Origin of the sequence: Sphingobium sp. Leaf26, assembly GCF_001421665.1 — a bacterium.
Lineage (GTDB): Bacteria > Pseudomonadota > Alphaproteobacteria > Sphingomonadales > Sphingomonadaceae > Sphingobium.
Window position 1 is genome coordinate 1 of the sequence record NZ_LMKV01000017.1, and the last position, 16,094, is coordinate 16,094.

The following is a 16,094-nucleotide window of genomic DNA, read 5'->3' on the forward strand; positions in this document are numbered from 1 at the left end:
GGTTCGGTGGAGCGGGCAATGTCTGCCCGCACAGCGAGCGTGGTTCGGGCATGAGGATGTATCTGCACCATCACGAAACCTCAGCAACAAGAGCAGCAACGCGCCAAGCGTGATCGGCAATAGCGCTACTTACCATGGCCCAATGATCTGTCGCAACCAGACAGACAGGATCAGGACTCATTGATTGATCCAGAAGATGACGGTTGCGGCTATGCAGATGGCGGACATGAATGTGTGGGCGCATCTATCGTAGCGGGTGTGGATGCGCCGCCAGTCCTTGAGCCAGCCGAACATAATCTTGTGGCGCAGGCGATATAGCACGGCATCATGTGGGATCGGGGCGTTCCGGTTCCTCTTTGACGGGATGCAGGCCGCGATGTTGCGTTCGGCGAGAGCATTGCGGAACCAGTCGGCGTCATAGCCTCGATCGCCGAGCAGGGCCTTGGCGCGCGGCAAAGCGTCGAGCATCAGGGCGGCTCCCTTGCAGTCGCTCATCTGGCCTTCGCTCAGCAGCATGACCAGCGGTTGGCCCTTGCCGTCGCAAACGGCATGGAGCTTCGAGTTCAGGCCACCCCTTCGACTGCGCTCAGGACAGGCTTTGGTGCATCCGATACGTCTGGGAAACGCCCCTTTTTCAGCAGACTGGCGGCTGTCCGATGTGCCTTTAGATGCGTTGCATCGATCATCAACCGGTCGGGCTTGCCGCCTTGCGCGGAAAGAGCCGAAAAAATCTTGTTGAACACCCCGAGCCGGCTCCACCGGATGAAACGATTATAGATCGTCCTGGGCAGACCATAGTCAGCGGGCGCATCGCGCCATCGCAAGCCTTTCCTGATGACGAAGATGGTACCGCTGATGATCCGGCGATCCTCCACCCGTGGCACGCCGTGAGACAGTGGGAAATATGGTTCGATCCGGCGCATCTGCGCCTCCGACAACCAGATCAGATCACTCATGGCAACGCCTCCTCACGACGCCATCGAATCAACCAATTACATGCTCCGGCAAGAAATCTAATAGGTCCTGAACCCTGGTTTGCGAGAGGATGATCGCGGTAGGCGCCAAAGCGGTCAGTCCGCACCTGAGCATGTTAGGATGCGCTCTCCTGCATCTCGGTTTCCATCGCCGTGGCCTTCATATGGTTCCCAGACGGAAGAATATCCAATGGAAGCCCTCTCAGTAATCTCATCAATATATTGAATGTAGATCATAAAATCAGGTTGATACGTCTTTAGGATGGTTCCTCGCAAACATGGACCACTATATGTGGTCCTTCGACGGGGTGAAACTGTCGGACGGGGCGGAACCGATCGCTTTCCGCCATATGGAGCGTGTGTGCGTCACGCTCATCAACGATACGATGATGCGGCATCCCATCCCCGCTTCGGCCGACAGTGTGCCCAAGGGCGTCGCGCCCCCGGTTCCGACCGACCATGCCGCCGAAGCCTTCTACGATCCTGCCGTCATCGCCCGCGCCCGCGCCGTCATGCTCAAGGAAATCGGCGGCATGACCTTCTCGCAACTGATGATCGACCGTCTCGAATATCGCGCGTAGAAAGGCGGCTACGGCTATCATTGGGAAGGCGAAGGCTGGATCGGCGGCGACGTCAACCGCCTCGCCATCAAGTCGGAAGGGGAGGGTGACGCGCGCGGCGCGCTCGAAAGCGCGGAACTTCCGGCGATCTGCAGCCGTGCCATCGACCTCTGGTGGAACATCGTCGGCGGCGTGCGTCAGGATTTCCGCCCCCAGCCCCAACGCACCTATGCCACGCTCGGCATAGAGGGTTTCGCCCCCTTTTGGTTCGAGGGGGAGGCGCAGGCTTTCCTGTCGAACAAGGGCGATGTCCATTTCCGTGCCGATGGCAGCTATGACCAGCGCATCACCCAACGCCTCGTCCTGCAACCCGCCGTCGAAGTGAATATCGCCGCACAGGACGTGCCGGAACTGGGTATCGGTTCGGGCCTGTCCAACATCGAACTCGGGCTGCGCCTGCGCTATGAACCGGTCCGCGAATTTGCACCCTATGCCGGCATCAACTGGGAATGCAGATTCCGCGACACCGCATGCTACGCCCGCGCGGGAGGAAGGGGCGTCGGCCACCAGCCTGCTGATGGGCATCCGCTTCTGGTTCTAATGCAAATCATTTCGGCATATACTGCCGCACCCGGCAAGAATTTGTCATCGAAGCGGCGCAAGGCGGCAGACTTCGCATAATCGCGCCGCATCGCCGCTCTAGTCTCTCCCCGATACCGCAAGACGGATCGGGGTAGATGCTGCATTTCGCCTGTCTGGGCTTGTCCTTCCTGAGCGCTCTGATGCTGGCGCCACCGGCCGTCGCGCAGGCGGAGGAGGCCGACAACTGGGCGCTCAGCGGCGGCTTTGACCTTCTCGAACTGCGCGACGGTCAGGGCGATAGCCTGTTCCTGTTCGACGGCAGTTTTTCCTACGGCAACAGCAGGCACCAGTTGATGCTGGCGACGGAAGGGGGCGGCGCGCTCAACAGCCAGATCGACGAGGTGCAGGCGCGCTTTTTCTATGGCTACAGCATCGGCAACACGGTGCTGATGGCCGGCGCGCGCAAGGATTTCAAACCGCATCCGGGCGACCTCCACGCCGCGATCGGTATCCAGGGGATGATCGGCACGCGCCTCAACTGGGAAAGCTACGCCTTCCTGTCGGGCGATGGCGGACTGATCGGAGAGGCGCAGATCGTCTATCAACTCCCGATCACCGGGCGCCTCTATCTGGAACCTCGCATCGGCGCGGGCTGGTCGGCGCAGGATGTGGCGGCCGACGCTGTGCAAGCGGGCCTGACCGAAGGGGAAGGCACGCTGCGCCTGCGCTATCGGCTGACCGACAAGATCAACATCTATACGGCGGTCGTGCATGAACGACTGCTGGGCGGCACCCGCCGCCTCGCCCGTGAACAGGGTGAGGCCCGGCAATCGACCATGGCGGTGTTCGGCTTCGGCTTCAGTCTTTGAAAGTCAAACCGCCAGATGCCGCTCCGCCAGCGCGACATGCAGCTTGATGCCCAGCGCCAGCACATCGTCATTGAAGTCATAATGCGGGTTGTGCAGCGGCACCGATCCTTCGGGCTTTGCCTGCCCCAGCCAGATATAGGCACCTTTGCAGGCCTGCAACATGAAGGCGAAATCTTCCGACGTGAAGGCGGGATCGGGCGCCAGTTGCGCCTCGCCCACGGTCGCGGCAGCGGCCATCGCTTCCTGCGCCGCTTCCGCATCGTTGATCGTCGCGGGATAGTAGCGCGTATAATCGACGCTCGCGGTCAGTTCGCCGGCCAGTGCCACGCCTGCCGCAACCTGCCGGATCGACTCCTCGATCCGGTCCTGAACCTTGGGATCGAACGTGCGCACCGTCCCCGATATCGTCACCAGTTCCGGGATCACATTATGTGTATGCCCGCCATGAATTTGCGTGATGGACAGCACGGCTGACGATGTCGGTGCGATCCGGCGGGACACGATGCCGTGCAATTGCTGCACCAATGCTGCGGCAGCAAGGATTGCGTCGGGCGTATCGTGCGGGATCGCCGCATGGCCGCCACGCCCCTCCAGCCGAATCTCGAACTTGTCGGCCGCGCCCATGATCGGCCCGGGCCGCGTCGCGATCGTGCCGGCGGGCAGGTCGGGCCAGTTATGCAGCCCGAACACCCGGTCACAGGGAAAGCGATCGAACAGCCCTTCCTTCACCATCTCGCGCGCGCCGCCCTGGCCTTCCTCGGCAGGCTGGAAGAAGAAGTTGACCGTGCCGTCGAACTTGCGGCTGCGCGCCAAATGCTGCGCAGCACCCAGCAGCATCGCGACATGCCCGTCATGGCCGCAACCATGGAAAGTGCCGGGCGTCGTGCTGGCATAGGGCAGGTTGGTCTGCTCATGGATCGGCAGCGCATCCATGTCTGCGCGCAGCCCAATGCTGCGTGCAGAGCTGCCGTGGCGCAGCACGCCCACTACGCCGGTCTTGCCGATCCCTTCATGCACCTCCAGCCCCAGCGCGCGCAGCTGCTCGGCGATCCGCCCGGCGGTGCGATGCTCGCAAAAGCCGAGTTCGGGATGGGCATGAATGTCGCGTCGGAATGCGACGAGCGGTGCGATCAGGTCGGCTATGTCGGTCATGCTCGGAAGCTGATCCCTCTATTCATTCTGTTCCCCGGCGCAGGCCGGAGGCCAGTTCTGCCAGTGCCCCTGAACCCTTGATGGGTTACTCCCATCAACTGCGCCGGGAACACATCATTCAAATGCCCGCCAAACCCTAACGTTGCTCACCGAACAGATGCTGGATCGGATAATGATGCTTGATGAAGGGCGACTTGATCACGACATAACTGAAATATTTCTCGATGCCATAGTCGCTTTCCAGCATCCCTTCGATGATCGACTGATAATGCGCGACGCCGCGCGTCACGAATTTCAGCAGATAATCATAGCCGCCGCTGACCAGATGGCATTCTACGATTTCGTCCAGCTTGCGGATGCGTGTCTCGAACCGCGAAAAATCGCCGGAGCGATGCTCGGTCAGCGTCACCTCGGTAAAGACCGTCAGATATTCGCCCAGCTTGTGCAGGTTGATGTGCGCACCATAGCCGGTGATATAGCCGGCCTTCTCCAGCCGCTTCACCCGCGTCAGGCAGGGGCTGGGGGACAGGCCGACCGCGTCGGCCAGCTCGACATTGGTGATGCGGCCTGATTGCTGAAGCTGCGTCAGGATCTTGAGGTCGATCCTGTCCAGTCTGGGTCCGCCCAACATATGCCTTGCTCCCCGTCTCGCTTATCTCACCGCCGCACGAATATCGGCTTCTTCGAGCAGATCGTCCAGCGTCTTGGCGATGCGCGCGAATATCTCGTCCATCTCCCCGTCCGACGCGCACAGCGCCGGGGCCAGGCCAATGATATTATCGGCAAAGGCACGGAAAATGACCCCGTTTTCATAGGCTTTGGCGAACAGCCGATCGGCCAGCCTCAGCGCGGGATCGAACCGCGTCTTGCTGCCATTGTCGCTGACCAGTTCGATCGCGCCCAGCAGGCCGCGCCCGCGCGTGTCGCCGACCATCGGATGATCGGCGATGCCCGCCATGCCGGCGTCGAAGCGCGCAGCGACCTTCTGCCCGTTCGCCAATATGCCGCCCTCAGTGTAGAGGCGCAGCACTTCCAGTCCCACGGCGGCGCTGACCGGATGGCCCGAATAGGTCGCGCCATGGCCGATCACGACTTCCGGCGCCGCGCCATTGGCGATGCCCTGATAGATGGTGTCGGACATCAGCACCGCACCCATGGGCACATAGCCGGCGGTCAGGCCCTTTGCGACCGTCATCAGGTCGGGCGTCACATCTTCCGCTTCGCAGGCGAACATCGGGCCGGTGCGACCGAAGGCGGTGATGACCTCGTCGGCGACGAGCAGGATGTCGAGTTCGTCGCAAGCCTGCCGCATCGCCTTCAGCCAGCCGACCGGCGGCACGATCACCCCGCCCGACCCCTGGATCGGTTCGCAGAAGAAAGCGGCGACCTTGTCCGCGCCCAGTTCCGCCACCTTGTCCTTCAACTGCTGCACCGAGCGGGCGATGATCGCCGCATCGTCGCCTTCCAGATCGCTGCGATAGGGGTAGGGCGACGGGATATGATGCTGCCAGCGCAGCGGTAGATCGAAACCACGATGGAAATTGGCCAGCGCGGTCAGGCCGGCGCCGGTCGTGCTCGACCCGTGATAGCCGCGCTCCAGCGCGATGCACTGCTTCTTGTCGGGTTTGCCGATCGCGTTGAAATAATGGGTGATGTAGCGGATCGCACTGTCCACCGCATCCGACCCGCCCAGCGTGAAATAGACATGGTCCAGACCTTCGGGGCTGAGGTCGACCAGCCGCTGCGCCAGCCGCACCGTCGGCTCGCTACCGAAATGGAAATAGCCGGTGGCATAGGGCAGCCGGCGCATCTGCTCGGCCGCGACCTCGGCGATGCTGTCCTGGCCATAGCCGACATTCACGCACCACAGGCCGGCAAAGGCATCCAGCAATTCCTTGCCGTCCATGTCTTTCAACCACATGCCCTTGCCGCTTTCCAGCAGCAGCGCGCCATGCGTCTCATGCCCGCGGAAGGAGGTGACGGGGTGGATCAAGTGGTCGCGGTCGATGTCCAGCAAGGACCGGTTGGATTGCAGCGTCATCAGCAGGCTCGCCATTGTGGGTCTTGGGTTCAGCCTAGCCTGATGCGGCAGAGCGAAAGCCCGATATGCGCCGATCAGCGACCGTCGCATCACATAATTGCAAAGCCCGACGGCATAATCTGCCGCTGTCCTACATGGCGCTTTTTTGATACAGGAATGAAAGGGCCGCCCCGACGGGACGGCCCTTCAGAACATTGTGCGATAGGATCATCCCGGCGCAATAAAATGTCCGAACTTGCGGGAAATGTGCGAAGTTAAGCGCCCGATTTCCTATTTCACGCCAGCGCGTCGGCGATTGCCTTGCCGCATTGCTCGGTATTGGCCGCGCCTTTGAGGTCGCCGGTGCGCAGCGCCGGTTCCGCCAGCACCGTTTCCACCGCCCGCATGATCGCGACGGCAGCGTCCGCCTCGCCCAGATGCTCCAGCATCATCGCCGCTGACCAGATCTGCCCGACCGGATTGGCTACCCCCAGGCCGGCAATATCGGGGGCGGACCCGTGCACCGGTTCGAACAGCGAGGGCGCGGTGCGATCCGGGTTGATATTGCCCGACGGCGCGACACCGATCGTGCCGGTGCAGGCCGGGCCAAGGTCGGACAATATGTCGCCGAACAGGTTGGACGCGACCACGACGTCGAACCGGTCCGGGTTCAGCACGAATTGCGCCGTCAGAATGTCGATATGATATTTGTCATGGGTGACGGTGGGATAGTTCTTGGCCATCTCCACCACCCGCTCGTCCCACCAGGGCATCGTGATGGCGATGCCGTTCGACTTGGTCGCAGACGTGACATGCTTGCGGTCCCGCGTCGCCGCCAGTTCGAAGGCGTAGCGCAACACCCGATCGGTGCCGTGCCGGGTCATCACCGTTTCCTGAATGACCACTTCGCGCGGGGTGCCGGGGAACATCTTGCCGCCCACCGAGCTATATTCGCCCTCGGTATTTTCGCGCACCACCCAGAAATCGATGTCGCCCGGCTCGCGTCCGACCAGCGGGCACGGCACGCCCGGCATCAGGCGGACGGGGCGCAGATTGACATATTGGTCATATTCGCGCCGGAACTGGAGCAGCGATCCCCAGAGCGAAATATGATCGGGCACCGTATCGGGCCAGCCGACCGCGCCGAAGAAGATGGCGTCGGGATTGCCGATCTGCGCCTTCCAGTCGTCGGGCATCATCTGGCCATGCTTGGCATAATAATCGCAACAGGCGAAATCCTGCCACTTCTGTTCAATGGTGAAGCCATAAAGGCTCGCCGCCCGCTCCAGCACGCGAATGCCTTCAGGCATGACTTCCTTGCCGATCCCGTCGCCGGGAATGACGGAGATGGCGTAATTGCGGTTGGTGGACATGAACCTACTCCCGTTCGGGCTGAGCCTGACGAAGCCCTCTACTTTTTGAAGAAGAAAAGCGCTTCGACAGGCTCAGCGCGAACGGAAGAACGCAGGGTTAGAGTTTCAGCCCCGCAATATGGAACGCCTTGGTTTCCAGATATTCCTCGATCCCGGCATGCGCGCCTTCGCGGCCCAGGCCCGACATCTTGACCCCGCCGAACGGCGCGACCTCCATCGCGATCGCGCCGCTGTTGAGCGCGACCATGCCGGCCTCCAGCCGCTCCGCCACGCGGAAGGCGCGGTGGAGATTTTCGGTGTAGAAATAGGCGGCCAGGCCATAGCTGGTCGCATTGGCCAGTTCGATCCCTTCCTCCTCATGGGTAAAGCGGAACAGCGGCGCGACCGGCCCGAACGTCTCTTCGTCGGCCAGCCGCATGTCCCGCGTCGCCCCCGTAAGCACTACCGGGGTCGCGAACCGATCGCCCACCGCCTCGTTCGGCGCCTGCGCGAACAGGGTGGCGCCATGGGACAGTGCATCCTCGACATGCGCCTTCACCTTATCAGCGGCGGCGGTGTTGATCAGCGGCCCGATCGTGCTGCCCGGCATATCCCCCGGCGCGACCTTCAGCGCGCTGACGGCCTTGGCCAGCTTTTCGGCAAACTGGTCGTACACGCCATCCTGCACCAGGATGCGATTGGCGCAGACGCAGGTCTGGCCCGCATTGCGGAACTTGCTGACCATCGCGCTGGCGACAGCGACATCGACATCGGCATCGTCGAACACGATCAGCGGCGCATTGCCGCCCAGCTCGAAACTCACCCGCTTGATGGTGTCGGCGCATTGCCGCATCAGCAGCGCCCCGACACGGGTCGATCCGGTGAAGGACAGCTTGCGCACCACCGGGCTTGCGGTCAGCGTGCCGCCGATCGCGGACGGCATGCCCGTAACGACGTTGAACACGCCCGCCGGCACGCCCGCCTCCTCTGCCAGCTTCGCCAGCGCCAGCGCGGTAAAGGGCGTCAGGTCGGACGGCTTCACTACTATCGTGCAGCCGGCGGCCAGAGCCGGCGCGCATTTGCGCGTGATCATTGCCGCCGGGAAATTCCAGGGCGTGATCGCCGCCGACACGCCGACCGGCTCCTTCATCACCAATATGCGGCGGTTGGTCTCAGGCGCGGGGATGATGCCGCCTTCGACCCGGCGGGCTTCCTCCGCGAACCATTTGACGAAGCTGGCGGCATAGCGAATTTCGCCCTCGGCCTCCGCGATCGGCTTGCCCTGCTCGCCGGTCATGATCCGGCCGAGGTCGGCGACATTATCCAGGATCAGCGCATGCCAGCACTCCAGCACGGCGGCACGGTCCGCCGCCGTGCGCGCCTTCCATGCAGGGAACGCTGCTTCGGCCGCGGCGATGGCGGCCAGCGTGTCAGCCTCGCCGCAATCGGGCACGGTGCCGATGATTGCGCCGGTGGCAGGATTGTCGACCGGGACGGTCGCGCCGGACGTCGCGCCGACCCATGTGCCACCGATGAAGGCGCGCTCGATGAAGAGAGCGGGATTGTTGAGGCTGATGGTCATCCGAGGGCCTGTGTAGTCAGAGAGAAAGTCGTGATCGAAGGATCGCTGGCGGGGGTGGGGCCACGGACCATACGCATCACCCGCCCAACGCAGGGTAGGCCGAGATCATCCAGCCAGCCGCCAAGGCCGCTTTCCTCCGGTATGTCCAGGCGGCAGAACATACCGCTATTGGACCCCAGCCAGTGGGATATCAGTGCCCGCGCCCCACCAGTATCCGGCGCAATGGTCGGGCCGACGACATAGCCGCGGCCGAAACGGCGGAACAAGGCGAAGCCGACCGGCTCGTTGCCGCGGGTCAGCACCACGCCCTGCGCGCCCGGCACCAGCGCGTCCAGCAGCGCGTCGCGATCCATGCCGGTGGCGCGCCGGGCGAGGGCATGGAGCGTCGGCAAGTCCTTTGCGCCCAGCGGCCGTACCCGCTCGTCGGGGATCAATTCCGCCATCGGCACGGCGAACGCCGCGCCCTGATGCTGGAATACCGGGCCGATCGGTTCGAACCCCAGCTTGCGATAGAGCGGCGCGCCCTCGTCGGTGGCGTTCAGCAGCACGGTCCGGTCGCCCAGATCGCCCAGCACCGCCTCCATCAACCGGCGCCCAAGGCCCATGCCCTGCGCCTTTGGCGATACGATGACCATGCCCAGCGTCGCGGCCGTCTCGCCATAGAGCCACGCCATGGCGGTGCCGATCACGTCACCATCACGCTCCACGACATAGCCGAAGCCGAGGCCGAACAGCATCTCCCAGTCTTCGATCCGATGGGGCCATTTCTGTTCGCTCGATAGTATATGGGCGGCGGCCAGATCGTCGAACGTCATCCGCCGCAGGTCCACCATCGCCTCTATGCCTGTCGCCATGCGCTTGCTCCTTGGCGGGAAAGGGACGCCCGCCTGCCTTACTTTGGGAATCAGATGTCGGACATTAGGAGGCAGTGCCAAGCATTGGATGCTGCCTTCGCCCTGATTTTGGAAGATTATCGCGCACATTTTCCCGTCCAACTGCAACAAATGCCGCCGTGCACGCCTATTTTGTCGGAATGTCCGTATGAAGGAGATTATGCCGTGACCGGTTTCAACCCCGATCAGATCAGCCTGCCCCATGCCAATAATTTCATCGGCGGGCGCCGGGTTGCAGGTCGTGGGCCAGCGATCACCGTGCGGCGCCCCTCCGATGGCCAGGTACAGGCCGAGCTGGACAGCGTTGACGCCAACCAGCTTGCTGAAGCGGTCGAAAGCGCGCAGCGCGCCTACAAGACCAGCGGCTGGGCGCAGAGCGATCCGCGCGCCCGGATGAAGGTAATGCGCCGCTGGGCCGACCTGATCGAGGCGGACGCCGGGACGCTTGCGCCGCTGGAGGCTTTGGGGTCGACCCGGATACTCAAGGAAATCAACGCCTGGGATTTGAGCTACACCGCCGAGACGATCCGCTTCTTTGCGGAATGGGCGGACAAGGTCGGGGGCGAAGTGGCCGCCACCACGCCGGACAAGCTGGGCCTGACCATCACCGAACCCTATGGCGTGGTCGCGGCGATCGCGCCGTGGAATCTGCCGCTGGTGATGGCCGGATGGAAGATTGCGCCCGCGATCGCGGCGGGCAACAGCATCGTCTTGAAGCCCTCGGAAATGACGCCTTTCAGCATCGTGCGCCTGGCCGAACTGGCGATCGAGGCGGGGTTGCCGGCTGGCATCTTCAACGTGGTACAGGGCGACGGCCGCAGCGTCGGCGATCCGCTGGTGCGCCGTCCTGAAGTGGCCAAGGTCACCTTCACCGGATCGACCCGCACCGGGGCCGCGATCATGGCCGCGTGCGCGGAAAGCGGACCGAAGCCGGTGACGCTGGAACTGGGGGGCAAAAGCCCGCAGATCATCTTTGCCGACGCCATGCTCGACAAGGCATCGGCCATCGTCGCGCGGGCTATCACTCTTAATGCGGGGCAGGTCTGCGTTGCCGGATCGCGCCTGCTAGTGCAGGACAAGGTGGCGGATGACGTGATCGACCGCATCACCGCTGCCTTCAATGCCCATAAAGCGGGGCCGACATGGGCAGAGGACACGACGCTGGGACCGATCATATCCAATGGCCAGCTTGACCGGATGGACGGAATCGTCGGCCGCGCCATTGCCGACGGTGCCGAAGTGCTGGCTGGCGGCGGCCGCGCTACCGTTCCGCAGGAGGGTAGCTATTTCGCACCGACCCTGCTTGCCAACGTCGACCAGAAGAGCGAGGTCGTGCAGGGCGAAATCTTCGGCCCGGTCCTGACCGTCCAGACTTTCGCGGATGAGGAAGAGGCCTATGCCCTCGCCAATGACAGCGACTATGGCCTGGCCGCCGGCGTCCACACCGGCGATGTCAGCCGTGCATTGCGTGCCACCCGATCGCTGGAAGCGGGCACTATCTGGGTCAATCGCTATGGCCGCAGCAACGACTTCATCCTGCCTACCGGCGGCTACAAACAATCCGGCATCGGCAAGGATCTGGGCCGGGAAGCCTATATGGCCAACCTCAAGACCAAGGTAGCGCTGATCGAATTTTGATTGGCACGGTGCGCGGTCCGGCGATCATGCCAAGCCGTGCATCAATCATGCGCATCTTTGAGTTGGACCCGATAGCAGGCTCCTCCCTATTCATCCTCTCGAACATCGGCAGGGACAGACACCGCCGACGAGAGGAGATGCAGGGATATGAGCCATTTTAGCCCCGAAGACATGGCGCGCCAGCTGGGCCAGGGGCTGTTGTCCTTTCCGGTCACGCACTTCGATGCAGAGGGCGCATTTCTGGAAGGCCCCTATCGCGATCATTGCGGATGGATGCTGGACCATGCGCTGACCGGCCTGTTCGCGGCCGGCGGCACCGGGGAGTTCTTCTCCCTGTCGCCCGACGAAGTGGCGCAGGTGGTCGGTGCAGCGGTCAAGGAAACCAATGGGCGCATCCCGGTCATTTCCGGCTGCGGCTATGGCACGGCGATCGCCACCGGCATCGCCCGCGACGCGGAAAAGGCGGGCGCAGACGGCCTGCTGCTGCTGCCCCCTTATCTGATGCACGCCAAGCAGGAGGGGCTGGCCGCTCATATCGAGGCCGTCTGTCGCGCCACGGGCCTGGGCGTCATCGTCTATAATCGCGACAATGCGATCGTGAATGACGAGACGCTGGCACGTCTTTGCGACCGCAATCCCAATCTGATCGGGTTCAAGGACGGCGTCGGCGATATCGAATTGATGACCCGCATCTATGCGCGGATGGGCGACCGGCTGACCTATATCGGTGGCCTGCCAACAGCCGAAACCTTCGCCACGCCCTACCTTACCATGGGCGTCACCACATACAGCTCGGCTATCTTCAACTTCATGCCGGACTGGGCATTGCGCTTCTATACTGCCGTCCGGGCGGGCGATCAGGCGTATGTCATGGATCAGCTCCGCAATTTCGTCCTGCCCTATATCGCCTTGCGCGATCAGGGACGCGGCTATGCCGTGTCGATCGTCAAGGCGGGGATGCGGATCATCGGTCGTGATGCAGGTCCGGTCCGTTCACCACTGACAGACCTGTCGGCGCAGGAGGAAGCGCACCTGCGTGCGTTGATCGAGCGCGCTGCGGCGTGACTAAGGCGGCGAGCGCGGATAGTCTGGCATGATGTTCGAACTCAGCCAGCTCCGTTGCTTCGTCGCCGCCGCCGAAGAATTGCATTTCGGCCGGGCGGCGCAGCGGCTCAACATGACCCAGTCGCCGCTCAGCCGGCAGATCCAGTTGCTGGAACGGATATTGGACGTCCAACTGCTGGAACGGACTAGCCGGCAGGTCAGCCTGACCCCGGCCGGCAGCGTCTTCCTGATTGAAGCGCGCCGGATCGTCCGCCTAGCCGACAGCGCCGCCTTGTCCGCCCGCCGCGTGGCGAAGGGCGACGCCGGGCGGGTGGCGATCGGCTTCACGGCGGTGTCGGGCTATAATATCGTGCCGCGCATCGTCGCGCAGGCAAGCGCGGCGCTACCCAATATCGAACTGGAATTGCGGGAAATGGTGTCGGGCGATCAGGTCGATGCCCTTCTGACCGGCCTGGTCGATATCGGCTTCGTCCGCCCACCGGTGAACCGCCATGAATTTGACAGCGCCTGCGTGCTGCACGAACCCTTGTTCGTTGCCCTGCCGCCGGGCGATCCGCGAAAGGCGATGGCAGCGCTAACCCCGGCCGATTTCGACGGCCAGCCGCTCATCATGTATTCGCGGCAGGGCGCGGCCTATTTCCACAATATGCTGGAACATCTGTTCAATGAGGTCGCAGCCGCACCGCTCTACCTCCAGCATGTGACCCAGATCCATTCGATGCTGGGGTTGGTCCATGCCGGCGTCGCCCCGGCCATCGTTCCCGAGAGTGCTACCGGCCTGCATATGAGCGACGTGCATTTTCGGCGGCTCATGACGCCCCAGGAGAAGCCGGTGGAACTGCACATGGCCTGGCGCCGCGACAATGCGAATCCGGCGCTGCCCGCCATGCGACAGCTTTGCACGGAAATGACGGCATGATCCACATGGGCCGTCGCACCTTGCTGGCCGGCATGGCGGCGACCCCGATCGTGGCATCTGCCCGAACCCGATCCAGCCCGGTCGCGACGACGTGCTATGGCAAGGTCGGGGGTACGATCGAACGGCACCTGCTCGTGTTTCGCGGCATTCGCTACGGCGCTGATACGGCCTCGACCCGTTTCCGCCGTGCCGTTCCGCCCCGCCCCTGGACGGGTATAGCGGATGCGTCAGGCTATGGTCCCGCTGCACCGCAGACCAGGGCAACCGAGGCAACGTCGGAAGACTGTCTGTTCCTCAATGTCTGGACGCCGGCGCTGGATGCGGGGCGACGACCGGTCATGGTCTACCTGCATGGCGGTGCCCACGCCCATGGATCGGGTAGCGATCCGCTCTATGACGGCGCCAATCTCGTCCGGCGCGGCGATGTGGTAGTGGTGACGCTCAACCACCGGCTGGCGGCCATGGGCTATGCCTATCTGGCGGGGCTTGGCGGGCCGGCTGAATCAGGCAATGTCGGCAATCTGGACATCATTCTGGCGCTGACATGGGTGCGCGACAATATCGCCCGGTTCGGTGGCAATCCCGATCGGGTCATGATCTTCGGACAGTCGGGTGGTGGCGCGAAGGTAGTGACGTTGATGGCGATGCCGGAGGCGCGCCCGCTCTTCCATGCCGCCGCGACGATGAGCGGCCAGCATGTCACGGCCGCCGGCCCGATGCACGCCACCCGACGGGCGAAGGCATGGATGGAAAAGGCCGGCGCGCCTGATATCGCGACCTTGATGCGGCTCCCTGTCGACCGACTGGTCGAGGCAATGGCGATGACCGATCCGCTGGAGGGCAAGGGAGAAATCAGCTTCACCTCCACGCTGGACCATGGCGTGCTGGCGCGCCACCCCTTCTTTCCCGATGCTCCGAGCGAAGCGGCGCATATCCCGCTGATTGTCGGCAATACCCATGATGAAACGGGGCTGTGGATCGAAAAGATGCTGCGCGCGGGTGACACGACATGGGACAATCTGCCCGAACGGCTGGCACGCGAGACAGTGAAGGATCTGGCCCCGGACCATGTCATCCGCCGCTATCGCGAACTCTATTCCGATCGCAGCCCCGGCCAGATATTGCTGGCGGCGACGACGGCGGGGCGATCCTGGCCGGGTCATCTGATCCAGGCGGAGGAACGCGCGCGGATCGGTGCGCCGACCTGGATGTACCAGCTCGACTTTCCTTGTCCCGAAGCGGGCGGGATATTGGGGGCGTTTCACACGCTGGATATTCCGCTGGTGTTCGACAATGTCGATGCGGCTGGATCGCGGACCGGCAACAGCCCCGATGCGCGGCGGCTGGCGGGGCAGATGGCGGACAGCTTCATCGCGCTGGCGCGGACTGGCGATCCGAACCATCGGACCCTTCCCGATTGGCCCCGCTTCGATCTCGACCAGCGGCCGACGATGATCTTCGACCGTCAGGTCGGAATCGAAAACGACCCGCGCCGCGAAGAACGGCTGTTCTTCGCGGCGGTGCCCTATATCAAGCCAGGCGGTTAGAGTTCTTCCGGCCAGTAGAGGCGCATCGGATTGTCTATCAGCAGTTTGCGCTGCAACGCCTCCGTGGGGGCGATACGCGGGATCATGTCGACCAGATGGCCGTCGTCAGGGATATCATCCTGCATGTTCGGATGCGGCCAGTCGGTACCCCACAAGACGCGATCTTGATAGTCGGCGACCAGCGGCGCTACCACTTCGGCAAAAGCATTCCACGGATCGCCTGTCGGATCGAGGCGGTCGGGGCAGGTCGCTTTGAACCAGATATCTTCCCGACTTTCAAGGAAGGCGCGGAACGCTTTCATGTCGGCGCCGTCCGGCCCCTGTGTCACGTCCGGGCGACCCATATGGTCGATCACGAGCGGCACCGGGATCGCATCCATGAAGGGGCGCAACTCTTCCAGAATGTCCGCCTCGAAATAGATGACGACATGCCAGCCGGCGGGCAGGCGCTTGGCGACTTCCAGAAACTTGTCCTTGGGCGCATCGTCGACCAGACGTTTCAGGAAATTGAAGCGGATGCCGCGGATGCCGCCATCATGCAGGGCGGCAAGGTCGGATGCCGAAATCGCCGGATCGACCACGGCGACGCCGCGTGCCTTGCCGTGCGACTTGGCAATTGCGTCCAGCGTCGCGGCATTGTCGGTGCCGTGGCAACTGGCCTGCACGATGACGTTGCGGGCAAAGCCCAGATGGTCGCGCAGCGCGAACAGCATGTCCGGGCCGGCATCTTCCGGCAGATATTTCGCCTTCGCGCTGAAGGGGAAATCCGCCATCGGGCCGAACACATGGCAATGGGCGTCGATCGCGCCGGCAGGCGGCATATAGAGCGGCTTGGCCGGATTGCCGTGCCAGGAAATGATGCGGGTCATATCTCAAAACTCCGTTCGCCCTGAGCCTGTCGAAGGGCTGGTTTTTCTGAAAAGAAAATGCGGGGCTTCGAC

At 63.2% G+C, this 16,094-nt stretch carries 13 protein-coding genes and 1 pseudogene; 6 read left to right on the plus strand and 8 right to left on the minus strand.

Features of this window, described 5'->3' with window-relative positions:
* Positions 1–177 precede the first annotated feature (177 nt).
* A protein-coding gene (locus ASE85_RS22490) for an IS5 family transposase (protein ID WP_156358337.1) occupies positions 178–956 on the minus strand; the annotation gives its coding sequence in 2 pieces (ribosomal slippage) (positions 178–626 and positions 626–956; 780 coding nt in all).
* A 413-nt stretch (positions 957–1,369) separates the two neighbouring features.
* Here ASE85_RS22490 and ASE85_RS13290 point away from each other — a divergent pair.
* Positions 1,370–2,135: pseudogene (locus ASE85_RS13290) on the plus strand (copper resistance protein B); the annotation flags it as partial.
* Between the two features lie 136 nt (positions 2,136–2,271).
* Positions 2,272–2,985, plus strand: a complete 714-nt coding sequence (locus ASE85_RS13295; RefSeq protein WP_056689170.1) for a copper resistance protein B — start codon at positions 2,272–2,274, stop codon at positions 2,983–2,985.
* A gap of 3 nt (positions 2,986–2,988) precedes the next feature.
* Here ASE85_RS13295 and ASE85_RS13300 read toward each other — a convergent pair whose 3' ends face one another.
* The 6 genes from ASE85_RS13300 to ASE85_RS13325 form a co-directional block, all read right to left on the minus strand.
* On the minus strand, positions 2,989–4,137 hold the full coding sequence (locus ASE85_RS13300) for a M20 aminoacylase family protein (protein WP_056689172.1): 1,149 nt from the start codon (positions 4,135–4,137) through the stop codon (positions 2,989–2,991).
* Between the two features lie 136 nt (positions 4,138–4,273).
* A complete protein-coding gene (locus ASE85_RS13305; protein ID WP_056689175.1) occupies positions 4,274–4,768 on the minus strand; it encodes an Lrp/AsnC family transcriptional regulator in 495 nt (164 codons plus the stop codon).
* A gap of 21 nt (positions 4,769–4,789) precedes the next feature.
* Entirely contained in the window at positions 4,790–6,193 is a 1,404-nt protein-coding gene (locus ASE85_RS13310; RefSeq protein ID WP_235523529.1) for an aspartate aminotransferase family protein, read from the minus strand.
* Between the two features lie 260 nt (positions 6,194–6,453).
* Positions 6,454–7,530: a tartrate dehydrogenase gene (locus ASE85_RS13315; protein ID WP_056689178.1), complete on the minus strand. Its 1,077-nt coding sequence runs from the start codon at positions 7,528–7,530 to the stop codon at positions 6,454–6,456.
* A gap of 97 nt (positions 7,531–7,627) precedes the next feature.
* A complete protein-coding gene (locus ASE85_RS13320; RefSeq protein ID WP_056689181.1) occupies positions 7,628–9,091 on the minus strand; it encodes an NAD-dependent succinate-semialdehyde dehydrogenase in 1,464 nt (487 codons plus the stop codon).
* Positions 9,088–9,945, minus strand: coding sequence for a GNAT family N-acetyltransferase (locus ASE85_RS13325; protein WP_056689183.1), 858 nt, complete (start codon positions 9,943–9,945; stop codon positions 9,088–9,090). Before ASE85_RS13325 ends, ASE85_RS13320 begins: the two co-directional genes overlap by 4 nt.
* A 204-nt stretch (positions 9,946–10,149) precedes the next feature.
* Between ASE85_RS13325 and ASE85_RS13330 the strand changes: the two genes are divergently transcribed.
* The 4 genes from ASE85_RS13330 (at position 10,150) to ASE85_RS13345 (ending at position 15,153) form a co-directional block, all read left to right on the plus strand.
* Positions 10,150–11,622 (plus strand): aldehyde dehydrogenase family protein, encoded by a 1,473-nt coding sequence (locus ASE85_RS13330; protein ID WP_235523530.1) that lies wholly within the window; start codon positions 10,150–10,152, stop codon positions 11,620–11,622.
* A 147-nt stretch (positions 11,623–11,769) separates the two neighbouring features.
* Positions 11,770–12,687 carry a 5-dehydro-4-deoxyglucarate dehydratase gene (kdgD, locus tag ASE85_RS13335; RefSeq protein ID WP_056689186.1) on the plus strand — a complete coding sequence of 306 codons (918 nt, stop codon included), beginning with the start codon at positions 11,770–11,772 and terminating at the stop codon, positions 12,685–12,687.
* A gap of 31 nt (positions 12,688–12,718) precedes the next feature.
* Positions 12,719–13,606 (plus strand): LysR family transcriptional regulator, encoded by an 888-nt coding sequence (locus ASE85_RS13340; protein WP_056689243.1) that lies wholly within the window; start codon positions 12,719–12,721, stop codon positions 13,604–13,606.
* Entirely contained in the window at positions 13,603–15,153 is a 1,551-nt protein-coding gene (locus tag ASE85_RS13345; RefSeq protein WP_056689189.1) for a carboxylesterase/lipase family protein, read from the plus strand. The genes ASE85_RS13340 and ASE85_RS13345 overlap by 4 nt, the downstream gene beginning before the upstream one ends.
* On the opposite strand, the gene ASE85_RS13350 is transcribed toward ASE85_RS13345, so the two are convergent.
* Positions 15,150–16,022, minus strand: coding sequence for an amidohydrolase family protein (locus tag ASE85_RS13350; protein WP_056689192.1), 873 nt, complete (start codon positions 16,020–16,022; stop codon positions 15,150–15,152). The genes ASE85_RS13345 and ASE85_RS13350 overlap by 4 nt on opposite strands.
* Positions 16,023–16,094: the final 72 nt, after the last annotated feature.